This window comes from Methylobacterium sp. FF17 (genome assembly GCF_025813715.1).
GTDB lineage: Bacteria > Pseudomonadota > Alphaproteobacteria > Rhizobiales > Beijerinckiaceae > Methylobacterium > Methylobacterium flocculans.
Map to the genome: position 1 here is coordinate 5463652 of NZ_CP107532.1, position 21018 is coordinate 5484669.

At 70.1% G+C, this 21018-nt stretch carries 18 protein-coding genes; 11 read left to right on the top strand and 7 right to left on the bottom strand.

The window, feature by feature from the left end:
• Window positions 1-27 precede the first annotated feature (27 nt).
• Together OF380_RS26010 and dgt are read right to left on the bottom strand one after the other, a co-directional pair.
• Window positions 28-804: a hypothetical protein gene (locus OF380_RS26010; RefSeq protein WP_264048521.1), complete on the bottom strand. Its 777-nt coding sequence runs from the start codon at window positions 802-804 to the stop codon at window positions 28-30.
• Window positions 797-2275 carry a dGTP triphosphohydrolase gene (gene dgt, locus OF380_RS26015; protein WP_264048522.1) on the bottom strand — a complete coding sequence of 493 codons (1479 nt, stop codon included), beginning with the start codon at window positions 2273-2275 and terminating at the stop codon, window positions 797-799. The genes OF380_RS26010 and dgt overlap by 8 nt, the downstream gene beginning before the upstream one ends.
• A 608-nt stretch (window positions 2276-2883) precedes the next feature.
• Between dgt and OF380_RS26020 the strand changes: the two genes are divergently transcribed.
• The 9 genes from OF380_RS26020 to OF380_RS26060 all read left to right on the top strand — a co-directional run bounded on the left by OF380_RS26020 (window position 2884) and on the right by OF380_RS26060 (window position 13084).
• Window positions 2884-3675 carry a hypothetical protein gene (locus OF380_RS26020; protein WP_264048524.1) on the top strand — a complete coding sequence of 264 codons (792 nt, stop codon included), beginning with the start codon at window positions 2884-2886 and terminating at the stop codon, window positions 3673-3675.
• 115 nt (window positions 3676-3790) lie between these two features.
• Window positions 3791-3985, top strand: coding sequence for a hypothetical protein (locus tag OF380_RS26025; protein ID WP_264048525.1), 195 nt, complete (start codon window positions 3791-3793; stop codon window positions 3983-3985).
• Window positions 3986-4289: 304 nt separating this feature from the next.
• Entirely contained in the window at window positions 4290-5333 is a 1044-nt protein-coding gene (locus tag OF380_RS26030) for a DUF6634 family protein (RefSeq protein WP_264048526.1), read from the top strand.
• A 219-nt stretch (window positions 5334-5552) separates the two neighbouring features.
• A complete protein-coding gene (locus tag OF380_RS26035) occupies window positions 5553-6335 on the top strand; it encodes a metallophosphoesterase (protein WP_264048527.1) in 783 nt (260 codons plus the stop codon).
• A gap of 109 nt (window positions 6336-6444) precedes the next feature.
• Window positions 6445-8205, top strand: a complete 1761-nt coding sequence (locus tag OF380_RS26040) for an AAA family ATPase (RefSeq protein WP_264048528.1) — start codon at window positions 6445-6447, stop codon at window positions 8203-8205.
• A 176-nt stretch (window positions 8206-8381) separates the two neighbouring features.
• A complete protein-coding gene (locus OF380_RS26045; protein ID WP_264048529.1) occupies window positions 8382-9239 on the top strand; it encodes a metallophosphoesterase family protein in 858 nt (285 codons plus the stop codon).
• A gap of 180 nt (window positions 9240-9419) precedes the next feature.
• The gene (locus OF380_RS26050; protein WP_264048530.1) at window positions 9420-9839 is read left to right on the top strand and encodes a hypothetical protein; all 420 of its coding nucleotides are present in this window, start codon (window positions 9420-9422) and stop codon (window positions 9837-9839) included.
• A 62-nt stretch (window positions 9840-9901) separates the two neighbouring features.
• On the top strand, window positions 9902-12004 hold the full coding sequence (locus OF380_RS26055; RefSeq protein WP_264048531.1) for an AAA family ATPase: 2103 nt from the start codon (window positions 9902-9904) through the stop codon (window positions 12002-12004).
• 57 nt (window positions 12005-12061) lie between these two features.
• Window positions 12062-13084 (top strand): 3'-5' exonuclease, encoded by a 1023-nt coding sequence (locus OF380_RS26060; protein ID WP_264048532.1) that lies wholly within the window; start codon window positions 12062-12064, stop codon window positions 13082-13084.
• A 212-nt stretch (window positions 13085-13296) separates the two neighbouring features.
• On the opposite strand, the gene OF380_RS28845 is transcribed toward OF380_RS26060, so the two are convergent.
• The gene (locus tag OF380_RS28845) at window positions 13297-13629 is read right to left on the bottom strand and encodes a helix-turn-helix domain-containing protein (protein WP_404810514.1); all 333 of its coding nucleotides are present in this window, start codon (window positions 13627-13629) and stop codon (window positions 13297-13299) included.
• Between the two features lie 48 nt (window positions 13630-13677).
• Here OF380_RS28845 and OF380_RS26065 point away from each other — a divergent pair, with 48 nt between their 5' ends.
• Window positions 13678-14406, top strand: a complete 729-nt coding sequence (locus OF380_RS26065; protein WP_264048533.1) for an 8-oxoguanine DNA glycosylase — start codon at window positions 13678-13680, stop codon at window positions 14404-14406.
• 79 nt (window positions 14407-14485) lie between these two features.
• On the opposite strand, the gene OF380_RS26070 is transcribed toward OF380_RS26065, so the two are convergent.
• From OF380_RS26070 to OF380_RS26085, 4 genes are all read right to left on the bottom strand, one after another.
• Entirely contained in the window at window positions 14486-15190 is a 705-nt protein-coding gene (locus tag OF380_RS26070; protein WP_264048534.1) for a nitroreductase family protein, read from the bottom strand.
• A gap of 110 nt (window positions 15191-15300) precedes the next feature.
• Window positions 15301-15897, bottom strand: coding sequence for a 7-cyano-7-deazaguanine synthase (locus tag OF380_RS26075; RefSeq protein ID WP_264048535.1), 597 nt, complete (start codon window positions 15895-15897; stop codon window positions 15301-15303).
• Entirely contained in the window at window positions 15894-17087 is a 1194-nt protein-coding gene (locus OF380_RS26080) for a PfkB family carbohydrate kinase (RefSeq protein WP_264048536.1), read from the bottom strand. The genes OF380_RS26075 and OF380_RS26080 overlap by 4 nt, the downstream gene beginning before the upstream one ends.
• 535 nt (window positions 17088-17622) lie before the next feature.
• A complete protein-coding gene (locus tag OF380_RS26085; RefSeq protein WP_264048537.1) occupies window positions 17623-19452 on the bottom strand; it encodes a cation:proton antiporter in 1830 nt (609 codons plus the stop codon).
• A gap of 160 nt (window positions 19453-19612) precedes the next feature.
• Here OF380_RS26085 and OF380_RS26090 point away from each other — a divergent pair, with 160 nt between their 5' ends.
• On the top strand, window positions 19613-20626 hold the full coding sequence (locus OF380_RS26090) for an HWE histidine kinase domain-containing protein (RefSeq protein WP_264048538.1): 1014 nt from the start codon (window positions 19613-19615) through the stop codon (window positions 20624-20626).
• Window positions 20627-21018: the final 392 nt, after the last annotated feature.

Genomic DNA, 21018 nt, shown 5'->3' on the forward strand with positions numbered 1-21018 from the left:
GCTGCAAGTCGCTCGACAGCGGCTCACTCAGGCACACGCACCGTTGGCGCCGGTCCGGCGCCGGGCCCTGGACCGGTATCCCGTACCCCGACGCCCGGCCGAAGCGTCCTGGCATCCCCCGGAACGCGCCCATGCCGTCGTGAGCGCCTGGAGCCTGTCCCTCGTCGCGTGGTCGAGCAGGTGCGAGGAAGTGCGCGATTTCTCGGAAAGGTACTCGACCAAGCGGGGACCGGCCTTCTGCTCCCAATCGAGGACGAGGCGCAGGGCCCGCGCGATGGTGCCCGCCGTGTTCGGATTGGCCTCAAGGTTGATGTCGACCGTGGCGTGCCTGAGGGACGACCAGTATCGCCTCGCGTGATGGACCCTGTCCGCCTTGCAAAGGTAGAGGACCGCGTCGCGGTCGAAGAAGGTGGTCCTGAGGAGGTCCGTCAGGCCGGTGGCCTCGACATGCCCGCACCGGATCGCCCACGTGGAGGGAAGGGCCCAGACATCGTAGGAGTGCCGGTGTCCGGCGACGCGGTAGCCGCCGAATCGGTTGCGGACCGCGGGTCCGTCCCGCAGCAACTCGGCCAGTGCCTCGGAGGAGGCATCGACCACGAGGTCGACGTCGGACCGGAACGCGTCGGCGCCGCCGCGCGCGAGGTCTCGGGGCATGCCGCCGAAGATGGCGACCTCGCCGACGGCTCCCAGGTGCCCGACCATGTCGGCGATCTCGCCACCACCCCTGGAGGCATCCTCGATGAAGGCCCGCACGCGTCGGGCGAGCTCGCCGGCGTTCCCGGCCACCGTCCCGCGCTCACCCATGGTGGCGCCTCAGGTCGTCGTGGAGCGCGATGGCGAAGCTGTCGCTCATGCCCGAGACCATGTCGGTGAGGAGCTGGAGCTCCCGGTAGCGCATCGGCATCCTGTTGTTCGGCCCCTCGGCCACGCGCCGGTAGTTCTCGGAGATGAGCGAATAGACGTAGCCCGACAAGGGTGGGCGCCGAGAGGACAGGTCCGTCGGGTCCGCCCTGTCAGTGATGGCTGACCAGAAGATGTCCATCAGCGCGTGGATGGTGCGATGCCCTTCCAGTTCCACCTCCAGCACCTTCCGGTGCGAATAGACGTGCAGCCTTGCGAAGGACTTCAGCGAGGCCCAGAGACCGTTCGCCTTCGATACGGCCATCAGCTCCTTGTCGAACGTCCCGCAAAGGATGGCGCCCCTGTTCTCGACGAAGGCCTCGACGGCGGCGTTGACCATCCAACCGATGGCGTCGACCCGGAACATCTGCATCGAGATGTCGTCGAGCTCGCGCGGCGACAGGTTCTTCGCCCGGAAGCCGGAATGGCGCTGCTCGGCCTTGTCCACGACCTTCGACGTGACCTCGTCGCCCTCGCCATGGTGCTTCAGCCAGGCCATCAGGACGTTGAAGTTGATCAGCCCCTTCTTGGCCGCGTCCTCGACGTCCACGACCGAGTAGGCGATGTCGTCGCACGCCTCCATGACGTAGGTCAGGGGATGGCGGATGCCCTTGGCGAGGCCGGTCCTGGCCCAGACGGCCTCGACGATGTCGGCCTCGGATTGGAAGAAGTTGAACTTCTTCCGGGACTGCGACCCCTTCTGGGTCTCGTTCGACGGGACGGGATACTTCATCAGCGCCGCCAGGAACGCATAGGTCATGTTCAGGCCGTACTCGTCGTTGACGATCTGCAGCCTCGTGAGCAGCCGGAAGGCCTGGGCGTTCCCCTCGAAACGCAGGAAGTCCTGCCGCCGGGCTTCCGTCGGCGCCCAGCCGTCGAAGATCCCGAGGGAGCCGCCGTTCTCGGCCCGTGGCGCAGCGTTCCGCGCCATCCATCCCTGGATCGCATCCTCGCCCTGGTGGCCGAAGGGCGGGTTGCCCAGGTCATGCGCCAACCCCACCGCTTCGAGGAGCGCCGGAACGTTGCGCAGCGGCTGAACCTCCTCGGGAAACCCGAGCACGTCGCCGTGCACGAACGCCAGCGTCGTCCCCATGCTACGGGCCATGTTCGCGACCTCGTGGCTATGGGTCAGCCGGGTGCGGACGCTGTCGTTGCGCTCAAGCGGAAAGACCTGCGTCTTGTCCTGGAGGCGACGGACGGGCGTCGAGAAGAGGATGCGGTCGTGATCACGCTCCAGTTCGGTCCGCGCCTCATGGGCCCTCGCGACCCGCTCCGGCGGCGCGGCGTCGTCCTGCAGGCCCGATCTCGGCACCGCCTCGTCATCCTTGCGCCGCCTCGTGTCGAGGAGCTTCGTCCAGTCGAGCTGCGTCGCCATTCCATCCCGTTTCCGCCCGATGCCGGCGTTCCGGCACGCCAACAACCGGACGATGCCCGGTGTACGTTCCCGCTCCGGGCCCCGTCACGCTTCGATTCGGGGGTTGTCCACGATTCGTTGCCGCGATGATGCCGTATGCCTGGGCATGACCCTAGGCCTAAGGCCCCGCCATGTAGGAACATAACGTGAACGCAGCGTGCGGCCCAGCCCGAATTTGCCGTCGGGCAGCATCAGGCGAAGCGGCACGGCGAAGACCGTCAGAACCCTGGACCTCACCGCTTGGCACGACCTCGACGATCTCACGAGCTTCAAGGCCTGCACGACGGTTACGAGGCGGGGACTCCGCTGGCCGGTGCCCGGGCCCGGATCCTGCCACGGATCACCCCCTTCTTTGGGCTTGCGGAGCGCCGTCCCCGGACGGCGGGTGGGACGCGCCGCCTCACGCTCACTACGCGGGGGTAGCCAACGGCGGCCTTGCGCGAAGGACTTCTTAACTCTGGCTGCCGCCAATTCTCTAGTCGCTAGAGATTTTTCTTGATCGGAAGTATCCGGGCAGTCTAATATTGCATTGTGCCCGAGAGGCACGGGCCGATTGCGGAGTTTCCGTGATGAACATCGGGTTTTTTGCCGACGACAGCTCAGCCAGCCACGCCGCCCTGCTTGCGAATAACGCCCTGTGCCGAGCCGACGCATCCAAGTCCGGGGTGTTGGCTGGAGGGTACAACATCGTCGACGTCGTGCCCGCCTACCTCGACGAGGCGTCCGAGCGGGGACGCCACCTGATGCTGGCGCTTCCGTTGGCGCAGCTCGGCAACGCCTCCGTCCGGCGGCGCCTCGACCTGTCCGTGGTCACCTTCGGGGCAGAGCCGCTGGCGCATGACGGGGCCCGCCGCGCCATGGCTTCGAAGGCCGCGCAGCCCACCGACGCCCAGGCACCCCCCTGGATGCTCGCGTCCGGCGGCAAGGCCCTACCCGCGGGACCGCGTGCGTTGCCGGTTCGAACCGGTTCGCTCCGCCGCGACGAGGTCGCGAGCCTCCGGGCCGGCTGCACCTGCGGCAGCCTCCACTGGAGGGCCGTCGGGCTTGCCGCCGCGCTGCGCATCGCCGCCGACGACCCCTACGCGGCCGAACTCGACCGCGCCCGCGTCGTCGAGGCCATGACGGAAGGGGCGACCGTCGCGGAGATGAGGCTCCGGGACGACCTCCTCGACCTCGCCGTCGACCTCGACGAGCACCCCGTGGACCCGGGCGCCCGCTCCGACCGGCGCCGGCTCGCCTCGTACGTCCGTTCCGCCCGCCGTGGCACCGGTCGGATGGTCCGGACGGGGCGGACTGTCATCGCATCCCAGCTCCCGGCGGCCCGCCATTCGGCGGACTGCGTCTGTTCCGCCCGCGTCTGAGACGGAGGTCGCCATGCAGGTTCGCCACAAGACCCTCACGAAAGCCCGCCCCGCGCCGCGTCCCCGCCCGGGCCCCCCGCTGGAACCCCGCCGCCGCCGTGGCACGGCGAGAAGGGTGCTCGACCGATCCAGGGGCGTCGCACCGCAACCGGCGGACTCCGGCTACGACGACGCCGTCGACTGGGATGCCCTTCCGGTCCACTCCGTTCTCGATGGGGACTTCGACTGGGAGGACGAGGAGGTCACCCTCGGTCGCGCGCGGTCAACCGCGCTCGGCATCCGCGAAGAGGAGGACAACTACCCGGCCTGATCCATGCTCCGGCCGGTCCCTAGGGGCCCCGGCGCCTCTCCCGACGCCATGGCCCTGGCCGCGGCGTCGGGGGTCCGTCCGGCTCGCTCGGCGTGCGACCGGCGGAGCCGGGGCTATCGCGCCCGTATCCCATAGTCACCATTAACCATAAGCCAGGGTCACGACTTGCCAAATACGTAGGTGTATTGCTATTTTGCCCGGTTTTGCTGTATTATTCGCATCTTCCAAATTCACCGAACGACGCGTGGCCGTCCCGGAACATCCCGGCATGGCGTGCGCGTCCGCATGCCTGCGGAGGATCCCATTGATCTGCGCTTTCTTCGGCACGTCCGGACGGGTCGACGCCACCCATTCCGCCATGATCCTCAGCGACGTGCTTGCCGCGCTCGGGGAACCCGTGACGCTCATCCGATGCCGGCTTGAAGGCGAGCCGGCCCTGCCGCCGCGGGCGCCGGCGGACGGTTCCGTCGCGATGTGCGAGCAGGTCTTCGGAACGTTCGAAGGATGCACCGTCCCGACCGTCGACGCGATTGAGCGAGCGTCGGACGCTGGTCGTCACGTGGTGCTCGACATGCCAGGCGCGTGGCTGCGGGACCCGGCCGTGCGCAAGCACGTCGACGTGGCGGTCCTGGCGGTGGGGCCGGCGCCCTTGGATGAATTCGCCGCCTGCCAGGCATTGACCAGGGAGGCACAAGACCGTGCCGACGGGTCGGCCGGCAACGGCCTCGCCCCACCGTGGCTGCTCGGTTGTGGCCGCGGCGGCGGCGGGACCACGGGAGCGGCCTTCGCCAGGACCATGGCGCGGCTGGCCGCCGGCACCGACCCGGGCATGCCGGTGCGCGCCCTGCCCGTGACCTTGCCTCCCCTGACGTACGCGGAAGCATCGCACCTCGTCGGGGGCGACCGCGCCGCCAGGACCCTGGCCGCGGGCGTTCAGCTGCTGGCCGCGCTCCGAGCGGTTTCTCGTGATCCCCTGGCCGCGTCCATCGACGCGGGCGGTCTCGCAGCCGCCATCGGCGTCGAGGCCGGGACCATCCGCCTGATGGACGAGCGTCGCATCGACGAGCGCCTGCGCGACCTCGCCGACGGGCTCGGGGCCATCCGGGACGGGCACGGTCCTTCCACGGCCGAGCTCGGCGAGAGCCCCAGGCTCGATGACTGGAGCGTGGGAACGGCGCCCGTGCGCATCCTTACCGGCCGCGTGTACGGCCACCCCAACATCCCCGACGGCCGGCGCGTGACCACCTCGGCGCTCTACGCGACGGACGGCGTCTCGTTCGCCAGGACGCTCTCGCGCACCTACGCGCTCGGCCGGCAAGCCGACGACACGGCAACTCCCCTGCACTAGGCCCGCGATGGACGGGGTCGGGGGAATACCGCGGACCGGAAGCCGAGGCGCGATCCGGAGCCGCCCCGCCTTGCGGCCCTGACCTCCGCCATCCGGAATCCATGTCCCGTCCGAGGGACGTGCGCGAGGCGTCGCCTCCGGCGCGCCGGTCCCCGGCCGAGCGGCGGCGCGCCGCAGACAGCCACCAAGTCCACCCGATGACCAGAGGAGGCTCGACCCATGCGGATCTGGATCCTTTCCGACCTTCACCGCGACGTCGGCGTCCCGTGGACGCCCCCGGCCATCCCGGACGCCGACGTCGCGGTCGTCGCGGGCGACGTCTGCGAGGGCCTCGTCGAGAGCGTCGCCTGGGTCGCCGACGCGATCCTCCCGCACATGGATGCCGTCCTCGTGGCGGGGAACCACGAGTTCTACCGGCGTCGCTTCGAGGCGGAGCTCGCCTCGGGGAGAAGGACCGCCAAGGACCTCGGCGTCCACCTCCTGGAGAACGACACCGTCGCCGTCGGCGGCGTGGACTTCACCGGCTGCACGCTTTGGACCGACTACGAGCTCGACGGACGCGATTACCGTGGAGCATCCATGGACGATGCGCGCCACGGCATGAACGACCACCGCCTGATCTCGACCGACACGGGCGGCGGGCCCCGGGATTTCCGGCCCGAGGACGCGCTCGGCATCCATCTCGGCTCGCGCCGGCACCTCGAACGCGAGCTGTCGCAGCCCCTGGTCGTCGGCGGCGAGCGCCGTCCGCGGGTCGTGGTCACCCACCACGCGCCGAGCGCCCGATGCGTCGCGCCGAGGTACAGGGCCGCCCCGCTCAACCCCTGCTTCGCCTCGCGTCTCGACCCCCTCATCGAACGGTTCCAGCCAGCGCTCTGGGTGCACGGGCACACCCATACCTCCATGGACTTCCTCATCGGCGCGACGCGCGTGCTGTGCAACCCGAAGGGGTATCGCGGCGAGAACCCGGCGTTCGATCCCGCCCTCGTCGTCGAGGTCTGAGGACCGCGCCGCCCGGTCCCGCACTCGTGCGGACCCCATTCGCCGGCACGGTGACGCGAGGGCGTCCGAAGCCCGACCGTCCGATCCCGACCCCGACCCCTGGAGGCAGATGGCGAGAATTCCCGCATCGACCGCGCGCGCCGTCGTGCTGAGGCTGTTCCCGCGCGTCCTTCGCGCGGGCCTCGACAACGCGGTGCGCTACGGCGCGCTCCCGCGGCAGCTCGCGGCCGATGCCGGCGCCATCGAGCCCGCGCTCGGCGCGCTCGTCGGGACATGGCTCGCCAACCCCTACACCGTGCCGTTCCTTCACGGCGTCCCGCGACGCACGGGCGGGATGGTGTCCCGGTGCAGGGACGTCCTCCGGCGCGCCGGGTCCCGGGAGCGCCCGACCGAGCCGGGAACGATCCTGGCCGGTGGCCTCGCGACCCTCGACGCCTATTGCGCGAGGACCGACGACCGGACCATGCGCGACATCGTCGATGCGTCCCTACTGCTCGGCGCGTCCGCCCTCGTGCAGCCGCTCGCTTCCCGTGTCGCCGCGGCCGCGTGGAACGACCTCGAACGCCTGGAGGAGGTCGCAGCCGCCCTGCATCAGCTCGCGCTGGTCACGGCGACCGCGCAAGGCGACCGGGAGGTCGATTATGTTGACCTCGGGCTTCCCGACCCGTTCCCCGCCGACGAGCTCGACCCGCGCGGCGTGGACACGGCCGTCGCCGCCTGGCGTGCCGCGCTCGGCCAGGCGTTCCAGGACCTCAAGGCGGAAGCCCGGACGGTGGCGGTCGGGCTGTCGGCCATCAGCGTCGGCCAGACCCTCGACTTCCTCGCCGACGACACCTTGGCTGCCCACGCGCGGGCCGTCGGCCAGCAGGCCGTGCAGCCCCTGGAGCGGCATGCCGCGGCCCGGTCGGGCAAGGATGCGGCCCGTAGGAGGCTGCCGCAGCCTCCGAAGCCCGCCAGGGCGGTGTCGGAGGAGCCGAAGGGACGGGAGGATGCGGTCCGGCCGGGGCACGTGCTCGTCTGTCCGGCGGGCCCGGCCACCGGGACGGGGAAGGGCCGGGACGTGGCGCGCGGCTTCGAGCATGCCATCGGCAAGGCTCTCCGCCTCGTCCCCACGCCTTCCCTGCCCGCGGTGCGCGAGCGCCTGCTCGCCGAGTTCTGCCAAGCCGGGCGGGCGGTCGACGCCATCCTGGGCGAGCTCGTCGGCAAGGAGTTCGTGCGCCTGCCCCCGCTTGTCGTGGTCGGGCCCCCGGGGTCCGGTAAGTCTCGCTTCGTGCGCAGGCTGGGCGAGGCGCTCGGCGTCGGCGTGTTCCGCGTGGATGCCACCAACGATTCGGGGGCCTCCTTCGGAGGCACCGAACGCAGGTGGTGGAGTGCCGAGCCGTGCCGCGCCTTCATGGCCTGCGCCCGGCATGCCCAAGCCAATCCCCTCGTGCTGGTCGACGAGGTCGACAAGGCCCCGACGCGCTCGGAATACGGACGCATCTGGGATTCCATGCTCCAGACGCTCGAACCCGAGAACGCGGCCCGGTTCCCGGATCCGTGCCTGCAGACCGACCTCGATCTCTCCTGGGTGTCCTTCGTCTGCACGGCCAACGATGCCGGGAAGTTGCCCGGACCCCTGCTCGACCGGCTGCGCGTCGTGGCGTTTCCCGCGCCCGGCCGGGAGCACGTGGAGGCGCTGTCCGTCGCCTTGCTCGCCGACATCGCACGCGAGCGTGGCCTCGACCCCGCCTTCCTGCCGCCGCCCGACGCGACCGAGTTGCGCGCCCTGCGGCACCGCTGGAGCGGAGGCTCGGTCCGTCGCCTCCGCCGTGCCGTCGAGGCCATCGTCCGTGTCAGGGACCGGGAACTGGAGGGGCGCCCCCAATGAGCCGCTTGGCCAAGCTTGATCGGAAGGTCCCCTTGCCGGCGCCAGGCGTGCCGTCGCAGAGGCGGAGCCCCTGCCCGTCCCGGCGCCTTCCAAGGTCCTGGGGAAGCGCCGGATCGCGGTCGCACGAGGGCGCGGCCTTCCCCGACGCGACGGGCAAGGTCGAGCATCCTCTCGGCATGCGGTTGTGGATCCTGTCGGATGTCCGGGCGGACCTGAACCCCGCGTTCTCCCTGCCCGATCCCCTGCCGGACTTCGATGCCCTCCTCGTGGCCGGTGGCATCTGCGCCGGCCTGGAGGCCTCGCTAGGATGGCTGGCGGCCGCGCTTGGCGGCCGCCAAGGACGCCGTCCGGTCGTCATGGTGCCCGGGAACCTCGAATATTGGTCGGAGATCCCCCTGGTCGAGGCCCTCGCCAAGGGACGGCGGCGCGCCGTCGAGCTCGGCATCCACCTGCTCTCCGACGAGACCGTCCGGCTTGAGGGGCCGGACGGCCGCGGCGTGCACGTGGTCGGCGCGACCCTCTGGACGGACTGGTCCCTCGAAGGCGCCTTCCAAGGCAAGCTCGCTCGTGTCGGCGCCAGGCACGCCGCGCCGGATTGCGACCGGATCCTGCTGCGGCGCGGCCGACCCTGGTCGCCTCTCGATGCGCTGGCGGTCCACGCCCGGTCGCGCGCCTACGTCGAGGATGCCCTCACGACCATCGCCTACCAATCGCTCGGGTATCCGGCGCCGCCCAGGGCGCTCGTCGAGGGTGTCATGCCGGGCGACCGGGCCGTGGTGCTGACCTGCCATGCACCCTCGCGGCGCTCGCTGCCCGAGGATTGGTCCGGCTGGCTCTGCGACGGGTGGGTCGCCGCGTCCCTGGCCTCCGACCTAGACGCCGTGATGCAGGCCTGGGGGGCGCCCTGCCTCTGGGTGCATGGGATCACCCCGGGGCCCGTGGACTACAGGCTCGGCCGGACGCGGATCGTCGCCAACCCCCGTGGGGATGCGCGTGTGCCGGGCTTCGATCCCGCCCTCGTCGTCGTCGCCTGAGGCGACCGCCGACTCCACCCCTGCCGAACCGGCCCCCATGGCTGCCCCTGGGCGTGCCGGTCCCTTCAGAGTGAGCGAGGTCTCATGGGAACCCACCAAGGCAAGGTCACTTCCCCGGCGGCCAAGCGCCGTCGCGGTCGCAGTCACGTCGCGCGACGCCGGGGCCGCCGGACACGGAGGTTGGAGGCCGTTTGCCCCCTGGCGCTCTGGCGAACCCGGGACCCGGCGCGGATCTCGCCCGCCGAGGTCCTGCGGCTGGCCAGGACCGTCGCCGGCACGGAGATCCTCCACGAACGGCGCTGGCGGGCAGCGCGGGCGGGGGATGCCGCCGCGGCGGCCGCCATCGCCATCGACCACCTCCACCGGCGCAAGGCGTGGACACCGTTGACCGACCTGATCCTCGGCAACCTCGTCATCCTCGCCCTCCGAGGCGACCCGACCGCCGCCGTCGTCATCGCGCACGCGCTGCGGACCTTCGGCCGGCTCGACGCTGCGGGAAGGACGCTCGGCGGCCTGTCGGCGCGATGGGGAAACCTGCACGCATCGCCGCGGCGCCGGACGGGGACGGAAGCGGCCTTCCGCCCGGGGGCCCCCGTTTGATCGGGTCGGACAGCACGAAACGGCGCCCCTCCGGGACGGGGCCTACACGAAGGGGGACCACGATGAGCGGCATCACCAAAGACGGCCTCGCGCGCACCTTCATCGACCTTCTCCGCCGTGAGTCGACCGACGAACGCGAGTTCGTCGTCCTGGCCGCGGACGAGGACATCGACGGGATGCAGGGCATGCCGGGACATCCCGGGACCGACGCGCCACCGACCCTGTCGGCCGGGACCGTGGCCGCGGCGGTGATGCTGGCGCGGGCCATCGAGGCGGAGCCCGGCCTCCTGCGTGCGTTGCGGCGCGGCGCCCCCCTCGTGACCATCGCGGTTCCCTCCGGAGAGTGGGTCGCGGCCGTCGAGCATGCCGTCAAGGTCTGCGCGCTCGGCGCCGCATGCAGGGTGGGGAACGGCGATGTCTCGCGCCTCGACCACGGCGGCACGACACGGCGCGAGGCGATGCTGTTCGCACGCGACGGCTCGTCGACCAGCCATCGGCCCGACAAGGGCAACGACGCCGTCGGAGAGGCCGCGCAATCGCGGCATGCCGTCATCGGCATCGCCGTCGACCCGAACCGCACCCTGCCGCGGGACCTCGTGCGCGCGGCCGAGCACCGGGTCGACGTCCTCCCCCTCGATCCCTCCGCCGTCGGCCTCGTCGTCGAGGCCGTCACCGGGGAGATCCCCGACAGGGAGCTGGCCGGTCCCCTCGCCGAGGCATGCACCCCGACGGACCTTCGCCTGGCCGTTCATGCCGACCGAGGGGCCGCGGGCGCGTTGGACCGGCTGGAGTCGCTCGTAAGCTCCGGAACCTCCGACCTCTGCGCAGGACCGCGGTTGGAGGACATGCACGGGTATGGCGAGGCGCGGACGTTCGGCCTCGCCCTCGTGGAGGATCTCCGTCTTTGGAGGAACAAGAGGATCCGGTTCTCGGATTGCGAGACGGCCCTCCTCCTCTTCGGTCCCCCCGGTTGCGGAAAGACCCGGTTCGCCCTGGCGCTCGCCAGGAGTGCGGGATTGCCGCTTCTGGCCGGGTCCCTGGGCCAATGGCAGGCGGAGCGGGACGGCCATCTCGGCCATACGCTCGCCGCCATGAAGGCCTTCTTCGAGAAGGCGCGCCGGGCGCCGTGCATCGTCCTCGTGGACGAGCTCGACAGCTTCGGTAGCAGGAATAATTTCCCAGAGCATCACAGGGATTACAGCAGCCAGGTCGTCAATGCCTTGCTGGAGCACCTCGACGGGGCGGTGTCCCGCGAGGGCGTCGTCGTCATCGGCGCGACGAACCATCCGGGCCGCATCGATCCCGCGATCCTTCGTGCCGGCCGGCTGGACCGGCACATCCGGATCGACCCGCCGGACCTGGAGGACCTCCAGGGAATCCTGCGTCACTACCTCGGCGGTGACTTGCCGGACGTCGACCTGCGGCCCCTCGCCCTGCGCCTGCGAGGCTCGACCGGGGCGGATGTCGAGGCCCTCGTCAGGCGCGCGCGCGGCGTCGCCCGGCGGCGGAACGGCGCGGCGCTGACCGTGGAGGATCTCGCCGCCGCCGACGGCACGCCGCAGCTCGGCGAGGCGATGCGCCTTCGGGCGTCCGTGCACGAGGCCGGCCATGCCGTCGCGGCCCTGGCGGGGGGGAACCTCGACGAGGTCGCGCTTTCGGTCCAGGCCTCGGGCGGCCTGTCCGTGATCAGCCTTGACGCGGCATCGTTCAGCCAGACCGAGTCCGATTTCGAGGGCTTCCTCCTCCTTGCCCTCGCGGGCCGTGCGGCGGAGGCCGTGATGCTCGGCGAGGTGTCGGCCGGGGCCGCCGGCGACCTTGCCGAGGCGACGCGGTGCGCGGCCCTGATGGAGGCCCGGCTGGGGTTCTCCTCGGAGTTCCCCCTCGTCAGCCTCGGGCCCGACGGCGAGGTCGACGTAGCCAGGATGCCCTGGCTGCTCCGCCCGATCCAAGGCAGGCTGGACCGTTCCTACGAGCGCGCCATGGACCTGATGCGGACGGAACGCCACGCGCTGGAACGCATCGCGGAAGCCCTGTTCCGTTCGGGCCACCTGGGGAACGCCGAGGTACGGGACCTTTTCGCGGGCCCCGCCCGGCCGTCCGGCGGACGCAAGCCCGGTCGCCCGAGGCCCCCGGGGCGCGGTGCGGTGCAGCCACCTTCCAAGTGAACGAACGCTCCGGGACCGGATCCCGGATTTCCCATGGCAGGCCAGGAGGAGATCGAGATGTCGTCACACGCAATCGCGCGCGGCGCCGGACGCATCAGGACCGGGCATGCCCGGCTGCGCCACGGACCCCTGCCCGGCGGACCCACGCTGTTCGACCGCGCGGCGCCGGAGCGCATGGACCTCCCGAGGCACGGCGACGAACCGGCCGCGGGTACCAAGCGCGCCGATGGGTCGGCTCCGCACGATGCCCTGCTTGCGCTCGACATCGAGACCGTCGTCGATGCCGAGCTGCTGCCACCGGACTGGCCCGCGGACAGGTTCCCGAAGCCGGCTTGGCACCGCGTCGTCGCGATCTCCTTCGTCGAGGCAAGCATCCACAGGAACGGCTGCGACGGGACTGAGGAATACCGCATCCGGTCCTGCCGCAGCGGCGGAGACGCAGGGTGGTGCGAGGAGCGTCTCCTGCGTGCGTTCTGGAAATATTTCGAGGGCGGCCGGTTCCGTGTGGTCACGTGGAACGGGCGCGGCTTCGACATCCCGACGCTGCTCATGAGGTCCATGCGGCACGGCATCGGCACGCCGGCTTGGTTCCGCAGGGGGACCAAGTGGAGCGGCTACGGGTACCGTTACGCCCTGGATTGGCACGCGGACGTCATGGAGGCCATGGCCGATTTCGGAAGCTCTTCCAAGCTGACCCTGGACGAGGGCGCCGCGCTGATCGGGATGCCGGGGAAGCTGGGCGAGCACGGGTCCAACGTCGCCGCCATGGTGGAGGCGGGGGAGATCGGGCGCGTCCGCGCCTACTGCGAGACGGATACCCTGAATCTCGTCGCGCTCTACTTCCGCTGGTGCTTCCTCACGGGGAGGATCAACGCCGAGGCCCACGACCGCGCCGTCTCCGACCTCATGAGCTACCTGCGGCGGGAAGGTTCCGAGCGCCCCCACCTGGCCCGATTCCTCGACGCCTGGGCCGTCTCGTCCCAGCATCGTTCCGCCTTCGTCGGGAATGAGGCGCGACAACTCGGAATGGCGGGCGCCCTGCGGTTCGTTGCGCCGCTGGCGTTCGGCACCACTCACTGACGGCCCAAGTCAACACCGGCGTTCCGGCGACTATGGTCATGCGGGCGTCACCCGAACGGGATGACGGTGGAGCGTGATGTGGAGTTCAACATCCTCGGGGCGAAGGTTGCGCCGCTGGTTCCACGCTGTTGCCGGTCCCCTGCTGCGCTCCAACTTGGCCCTGCACCCACAGGCCCCCGAACCAGGGCAAAGGATCCGAGCCCGCGTCCTTTTCAGTCCCTTCGGTCTCCCTCCGCCGCGTTAAGCGCATGAGAACGCATAACCCGTAGCATGGCATCAATCGCTGCGCGGAAGTCGGCGGACGTCCTGGCAGCCGTGGAAACGGAGCTTAACCAAGCGTCGAACGGCTGCTCATCGGAAAGTATCAGCTTGCCAATCGCCGCTGTCAGGCGACGCCCCGGACGATGCCGACCACGAAGGACCTTCGATAGCTGTCCTTGGGAGATGCCCAGTCGCTCCGCCATCTCCGACTGAGTCCAATCGTCCCGTTCCGCCAACGAATTCAGCTGATTCAGGAGCGCGTCGACGCTTGTGTCTTTCCTCATAACGCATAAAATGCATATCCAGGGTTACAAGGCAACGGAGCGACGCCGATGCAGACGATGTTCACCGTCGTGGGGGACCGGACCCATCGCCTGGAGATGCCGCCCTGCAGCGAACTCATCATGCCGGGCATCCGGTGGGGGGCCTTCGATGCGCTGTTCACGGCCGCCTACTGGTGCGGGCAGGCGTGGCAGGCGTCCCTGCATGGCCAATTCCGCTCGCTCAGGCTGGGGCGGTCCTTGGCCGAGGAGACCACGGCCTGCCTCCTTGGCGGTTATGGGATGAAGGCGGAGCTTGGGCTGGCTGCCTTCCGGAGGCTTCGCGACAGGGCGTTGCTGAACGGTTCGGCCGGAGCCGCGGAGATCGAGCGGCACTTGGCGGAACCCTTTTCGGTCGGCGGAAGGCCGATGCACTACAGGTTTCCCCGTCAGAAGGCCGTCTACCTGGCTGGTTGCCTCGACGGCCTGGGCCGTATCGACGAGGAAGACCTGGGCGATATCGAACTTCGTAAGGCCTTGATGGCCCTGCCTGGCATCGGCCCGAAGACCGCCTCGTGGATCGTCCGGAACCACCGAGGGTCCGATGACGTCGCCGTGCTCGACGTCCACATCCTTCGCGCCGGGCAGATGCTCGGGCTCTTCGCCGCGCATGAGACGCCGCAGCGGGACTACCTGGCCATGGAAGGCCGATTCATCCGCTTCGCGTCGGCGGTGAATGCACCGGCCTCGCTGCTCGACGCGCTTGTGTGGCAATACATGCGGCTGCTCCGCTACGCCTGACCGTCGCGTACCCTGGCCTCAAGGTCTGAGCTTTCCCATACGGGAATGAGGACTCGATGCGAGGACGTGGGCTCCCATCTCAGGGATGCGTGATCGGGCGTCCGACGACGGCGGATCCCGCTGCGAAAAGCGCCGTGCTATCACCGAAGACCGCTTCCAACGCCTCATGCCCGAGGATGCCCATCGGACAGAGGCCCAGGCGGAACGCGGTTGCGCAGAGGTGTATCGTCTGCATGAGGGCTCCCGCGTCCCGCCAGACGAGGGAGACGGCTTCCTCGTAGATCGCGTTCGGTACGGCAGGATCGGCCGCGAGGACCAGGATATCCGCGGCCGCGGACGGAACGATGCGGCTCGCTGCGTCCACCAAGTCCACCAAACGCTTCGGGCGCTCGGGGCGCAGGAATTCGATGCGGGCGGCAAAGGGATCGAGCCTCAGTATGCGGGGCTTCGGCCCGCTCCTGACTACGAGGACCGAGAGGGGATGGATCGCGCCGGCCGAATGGGAGGGACGCAAGGAGCGTCGCGGCGACACTCCCCATGCATGCCGTGCCGCCGCGGCGACGAGCAGGAGGTTCGCCACTTCCCTCAGCGGAGCGCGGGAGAGGTGCCGCTCCGAGGATCGCGTCTCCAGCACTTCCATGAAGTTCGAGGGCATCGGCGGCACGACGTTCCCGAGCCCGAAGGACCGCGTGACCGGCCACGTCACCGTGTCGAAGGGGAGCATGGATCCGCGCGGCCGCACATCGCCCTGTCGGGAGAGCCGGCTGTTCGTCACGGCGGGCATCCCTGGCTCATGGAAACCGCCCCGCCGCCCTCGCCCGGCGCACCCCGGATGCATGCAGGTGATCCACGGCACCGGTCGGACGATCCGTTCGAGCTGCTGTCGAGCATCGGTCAGTAAGGACCTGCACCGATGGCTTCCATGGTCCGGTAGTGCTTTCGACAGCCTCCGCATTCACCGCAGGCGTAATCGGAGCGATGGCAGGAATGCGACCACGCCAGGACATCGATGGGTACCCCCGCCCGCCGGACGAGCTCGGCCGCGCTCATTCCGATGGCAGGGGCTTCGAGTGACATGCCGCCTTCCTGCATGCGAAGGAGGCCGTCGAGGCGCTCGATGAAAGCGGGTTGCCCGTCGACGTGCTCGCCGTCCGTACCCAACGTCCCGATCATCAGGCGGGTGACGCCGAGCGGGATGACAGCCATCGCGGCCAGGGTCACGACCATCTGGTTCCGGTATGGCCACCACTCGGAAAGCGGGGCCACGCCGATCTTTGGGCGGCCCGCCATGTCGCCGCTGCCGAGGGCCGCCAGGTTCGCACGGACGACGCGGTGCGCGATGCCCAGCATCTCGCAGACCGCCGTGGCCGCCCGCACTTCCGCAGGGGCCGCAAGCTGGCCGTAATCGATGGTGACCGCGAACTCGGGACGCTTCCAATACGCGATGGCGACGGAGTCCATGCCGCCGGACAGGAGCAATGCCGCGCTCACGGCCGCCAAGCCAGATGATGGATGGCCGTCACGAAGTCGTCGTGCACCAGGCATCCCGACCCCACGACCATCTTCAGGTCCTCGTCCTTGACGGCCTGGGCGAAGGCGTAGACGGGCTTGTCGATGGCCCTGGCGAACCCGACCTCGAACATGGTTCCGCTATCGAGGCCGTCCAGGATCGCGAAGACGGCATCGCAGCGCCTGATCGCCTCGATGTCGGCTGGGGCGACGTCCCCCGCCAACCCGGGGCCTATGTCGTGGAACGGCGAGAACACGCTCATCCCGACTTCCGCAAGGCATCGACGTGCCTCGTCGACTTGCCACCGCTGCGCCATCGTGAAGAAGGGGCCCGCCAGGTAAACCTCGCCAGGCTTGGCCACCAACGGAGGTGGGCTCGCACCAGTCAGGAGGCCCGGATCCCGGATCGGAAGGCTTCGGCTGGATACGTACTCGGAGACCGCCACCGAGGCGATGCGTGCGGACGTGTTCGGATCCATGCCGCGGACGCCCCAGCACGCCGCGAAGGTCGCGGCGAACACGTCCCCGCTACCTATGGTGAAGGCTTGCTCGGAGCGATAGGCGCTGACCCGGGTGGCTCCGTCGGCGGTCACCACCAACGCGCCGTCCGCTCCGCACTTGACGACCACGACCTCGGCGCCCTCGGTGGCCAGGATCCGGCGCGCCGCCGTCTCCGTATCCGCTCCGCCCGCCATGCCAAGGATCTCTCCGCGGTTGGCAACTACCGCGAGCCGGCGTGCGGTGCTTCCGTTCGCGGAGAACGCCTCGGGTGCGAAGGCCGATTGGGGATCGTAGACGCAGCAATCGGCGGACACCTTGGCCGTAGTCTCCATCATCCCGAAGCGGAGGACGACGTCGCCGTCGACCTCAAGGGGTGCAAGACGGCCGATCCGCACGGGCGAGGGCCTGATCACGGGCATGGACATGGGATGGACGTAGTCGAACGAGATCCGCTGCGACGCCTCCTGTGTCCGGAGGGCGAAACCGTAAAGTTCCGCGTATTGTAGGAAGTGGCTTCGTAAGCCGGGTTCGGCGTACGTCACGAGTTCAAGGTCGGTCACGATGCCGCCCAGGGCTGCGGCGGCTCGCCCTCCGGACCCGAAGACCTGATCCCATTCCGGCCAGGAACAGCGCTCGCGGTAGACGCCGCCCACGATGGTCAGCTTCGTCATCGGGGTTGGACCTGCACGTCGATGAGTCCTCCGAGGATGCTCAGGATCACGACGTCGTATTGGAAGCCGGCCCCGATGCACTGGATCAGCTGCGGCATCGACGGCGAGGTGATCGACCCGAGGATCGCGCCCGCAGCGGTGCGGATAAGCAGCCTCTTGGGCGGCCCCGGATCGTATTCCAGGCTTAGGATGTCCCCGTTCCGGAGCGTGGACCTGACCGTCGGGTCGGGGGAGTTCACCTTCGTCCGCTCGACGATGTTGCAGGGAGTGCCCGCAGGGGCACCCCCGCCCCCGCCGGTTCCGCCCGGTCCCGGAGCGACGGGGACGGGTCTGGCCGCAGGCCTCAACGGTGTGTCGTCGTTCCCGCCGCCGTTGCCGCTGCTTGACATTCATGCACCCCCAAGGTGAAGCGCCCGATCCTCGTCTCGTGTCTGCAAGTGGGCAGGACATCGGCAGGGCCGGCTTTCCCTGGACGTTGCATCCGCGTCGGACCGCGTCAAGAAGTCGGCCCGCGTCATCGAATCCGGCCTCGGGTTCAGCTCGCGCCCGTGAGCGCGACCGAGCGGCTCGGCGTGCGCTGTGCCTCCTGCGGCGGGCGGAGCAGCAACAGCCTGTCGCCCGCGGTGGGTTCGATGATCCCGTGTTCGGGCGACGGAAAGCCGAGGCTGCCGTCCGACCCAATCACCAGCAGGCACGGCACGCCGTGGGTTGTCGCGGCGCCGCCCGCCACCACCTCGAACCGCCAACCGGCCGCGTGCCGTTCGCTGAGGCTTTGGAAGTCGAGGTCGCCGCCACCCAGCACCTTGCCGCGCAGGTCCCGGCTGACGCCGGTCTCGGCGTGCAGCAGGTGATCGGCCGACGGCGCGAGCTGGTAGACCCGCTCCCGGCCGAGCTCCGGTGCGAGCCGCGTGCAGACGAGTGCGTTGTAGAGCTCGTCGCGGGTGGCCGCGAGCAGGTAGTCCGGCGGCTGGTCCGCCAAGCCCTCCTCGGCATGTCGCGAGAGCAGTTCGGCCTGCAACGTCGGTACGCCCCCGACGTGGGCGGCCTGCAGGGCGCCGGGATAGGTGTCGATCAGTAGAACCGGAACGCCCGCCCCATGCAAGGCCAGGGCGAGCGCGGTCGACCAGGGCGAGGCGCCGACGATGGCCAGGCGCTCGGCGTCCGCGGCCACCGAGAGCCGGAGCCGACGCGCCAGCGGTCCGAGCGTGAAGCCATGGGCGAGCACCGTCGCGACGATGACGGCGAACACCGTGGGCTGGATCAGGTCGCCCCCGGCGAACCCCGCCTCGCTCAGCCTCGGGCCTGCAAGTCCGGCGACCGCGGCCGCCACGATGCCGCGCGGCCCGATCCAGCCGACGAACAGGCGCTCGCGCCACGTCAGGTCGCTGCGCCAGGTGGCCAGCCAGATCGCGGCGGGTCGTACCAGGAACAGCGTCGCGGCCGTCAGCGCCAGGATGGGAAGGGAGAGCTTGCCCAGGACCGCGAGGTCGAGGTCGGCCGTGAGCACGACGAAAAGGCAGGACACCAGCAGGACGACGAGGGCTTCCTTGAACCGCCTCAGCTCCGCGATGCCGGGCACGTGGAGGTTGGCGAGCGCGACCCCGAACGCGGTCGCGCCGATGAGGCCGGCCTCGTGCATCAGGAGGTTCGGGGCCGCGTAGGCGACGAGCGCCAGCGCAAGGAGCGAGGGCGTCTTCAGCGTCTCGGGCACGAGGTCGCGCCGGAACGCCCAGGCAACCAGGAAAGCCGACCCGACCCCGAGCACCGTCGCCGCTCCTGCGCCTTCCGCCAGGCGGAGCGCGATGCCGGTCATCGCTTCCTCGCCCGACCGGTGCGGGAAGCCGACCAGGATCTCGATGACGATGGCGGTCAGGATCGCGCCGATAGGGTCGTTGACGATGGCCTCCCACTTCAGGAACGAGGCCGAGCGCCGTTCCAGCTTGGCATGGCGCAAGAGGGGCAGGATGACCGTGGGACCGGTCACCACCAGGATCGCGCCGAACACGGCGGACGGCCCCCACAGCATCCCGCCGATGAGGTGCGCGGCGAGGGTGCCCAGCACGAAGTTGATGGGCAGCGCGATGGCGGTGAGCCGCAGCACGCCTCCGCCGGCGGCCCGGAGCTCGCGGAGATCGAGTGCCAGGCCGCCCTCGAACACCACGATGGCGACGGCGAGGCCGATCAGGGCCCGCAGGTTAGGCCCGAACGATTGGGTCGGATGCAGGAACCCGAGGATCGGTCCGACGAGGAACCCGAGGCCGAGCAAGAGGACGATGGCGGGTATCCGAAGGCGCGCGGCGAGCACCTGGGCGGCCACGCCCCCGCCGACGATGCAGAGGACGGCCGTCGCGACACCCTGTTCCATGCTCGATGCTCCCTGGCCGACGCCGAACCTACGCCGCGGGTGACAACGCGCCCGGACCTTGGCGGTCCCCAGCTTTGGTCACGCGTCTTGGCAACCGACGCCCCGCTCGTCGGTTGAACGGCAGGCCCCCGGGCGGCGGGCCGACACGGGGGTGGACTTGGTGGAGCACGAAGACGCGGGACCGCCCCGTCCGGACCTGGAGGTCCTCCTCGCCGCCATCGAGGCCTCCGGCGAGGCCATCCTGATCACCTCGGCCGAGCTCGACGAGCCGGGCCCGCGCATCGAGTATGCCAACCCTGCCTTCTCGCGCATGACCGGCTACCGGGCGTCCGAGGTCCTGGGCCGCACGCCGCGCATCCTTCAGGGACCCCGGACCGACCGGGCCGTCCTCAACCGCATGCACGGGGCGCTCGCGGCAGGCGAGCCGTTCCAGGGCGAGGCGCTCAACTACCGCAAGGACGGTTCGACCTACATGGTCGAGTGGCTCATCACGCCGGTGCGGGACGCGGAAGGCCGCATCGTGCGCTGGGTTTCCGCCCAGCGCGACATCACCGAGCGGCATGCGGCGGAGGACCGCCAGAACCTGCTTGTGCGCGAGCTCCACCATCGCGTGAAGAACACGCTCGCCACCGTCCAGGCGGTTCTCAACGCCAGCCTGCGCTCGTCCCTCGGGCTGGCGGAGTTCCGTCAGGCGTTCACCGGTCGCATCGCCTCGCTCGCCAAGACGCATGCGCTCATCACGGAGGACCGCACCCAGGCCGTGGCGTTCCAGGATCTGCTGACCGCTGAACTCAAGGCCTACGACGAGGCGGGACGCCGGCGCGTGACGATGCGCGGCCCCCACGTGCTCCTCCCGTCGGAGTTGGCCGTGCCGGTCGGCATGGCGCTGCACGAGCTCGCCATGAACGCCGTACTCCACGGCGCCCTGGCCGATCCGGATGGTTGCCTGGAGCTCGATTGGTCGGTCGAGGAAGGCCCGAGCGGCCCGATGTTGCATTGGACCTGGAACGAGCACGACGGCCCTCCGGTCGCCTTGCCAACGCGGGAGGGGTTCGGCTCGCAACTCCTCAACCGTGTGCTCACCCAGCAGATCGGCGCGAAGGTGGACATCGCCTTCGATCCGGATGGCCTGAGGGTCGACGTCGCCATCCCTCTCTCCGGGACGACGTCCTAGCCGCAAGCACGACCCGATCAGCGGTTTCGGCGGCGTTGCCTGCGCGAGCGGCGGGCAGGGACACGGCTGTCTCGGACCCCCCGGTCCACGCGGACGCTCGCCCTCAGGATGGTCGAATGCACGGTGCCCCCCCTTTCGACCTCAGCCCGTGCTCGTCTCAGATCCCCCGTACGGGCCGATGCCACGGCCGGGGTCGGCGGGCATGCCACCCCGGCGGCCGAGTGGAACCGGATGACAGCCACCGGTCGGCCCCGGATGCCGGTCGCGCGACGATGGCGACCTGACCGCCTCCGCACCTGAGGACGGGCCATCCGGCAGGGTGACCCGCTCGGATCCCGTCGCCCGATGCCGGTACGTTCCGCTCCGTGCCGGGTCGTCGAACATGGCAATCC

Excerpts from the sequence above, each read along its gene's own strand:
- OF380_RS26010 (WP_264048521.1), bottom strand. The coding sequence starts at position 804 with ATGGGTGAGCGCGGGACGGTGGCCGGGAACGCCGGCGAGCTCGCCCGA.
- dgt (WP_264048522.1), bottom strand. The coding sequence starts at position 2,275 with ATGGCGACGCAGCTCGACTGGACGAAGCTCCTCGACACGAGGCGGCGC.
- OF380_RS26020 (WP_264048524.1), top strand. The coding sequence starts at position 2,884 with ATGAACATCGGGTTTTTTGCCGACGACAGCTCAGCCAGCCACGCCGCC.
- OF380_RS26035 (WP_264048527.1), top strand. The coding sequence starts at position 5,553 with ATGCGGATCTGGATCCTTTCCGACCTTCACCGCGACGTCGGCGTCCCG.
- OF380_RS26040 (WP_264048528.1), top strand. The coding sequence starts at position 6,445 with ATGGCGAGAATTCCCGCATCGACCGCGCGCGCCGTCGTGCTGAGGCTG.
- OF380_RS26045 (WP_264048529.1), top strand. The coding sequence starts at position 8,382 with ATGCGGTTGTGGATCCTGTCGGATGTCCGGGCGGACCTGAACCCCGCG.
- OF380_RS26055 (WP_264048531.1), top strand. The coding sequence starts at position 9,902 with ATGAGCGGCATCACCAAAGACGGCCTCGCGCGCACCTTCATCGACCTT.
- OF380_RS26060 (WP_264048532.1), top strand. The coding sequence starts at position 12,062 with ATGTCGTCACACGCAATCGCGCGCGGCGCCGGACGCATCAGGACCGGG.
- OF380_RS28845 (WP_404810514.1), bottom strand. The coding sequence starts at position 13,629 with ATGAGGAAAGACACAAGCGTCGACGCGCTCCTGAATCAGCTGAATTCG.
- OF380_RS26065 (WP_264048533.1), top strand. The coding sequence starts at position 13,678 with ATGCAGACGATGTTCACCGTCGTGGGGGACCGGACCCATCGCCTGGAG.
- OF380_RS26070 (WP_264048534.1), bottom strand. The coding sequence starts at position 15,190 with ATGCCCGCCGTGACGAACAGCCGGCTCTCCCGACAGGGCGATGTGCGG.
- OF380_RS26080 (WP_264048536.1), bottom strand. The coding sequence starts at position 17,087 with ATGACGAAGCTGACCATCGTGGGCGGCGTCTACCGCGAGCGCTGTTCC.
- OF380_RS26085 (WP_264048537.1), bottom strand. The coding sequence starts at position 19,452 with ATGGAACAGGGTGTCGCGACGGCCGTCCTCTGCATCGTCGGCGGGGGC.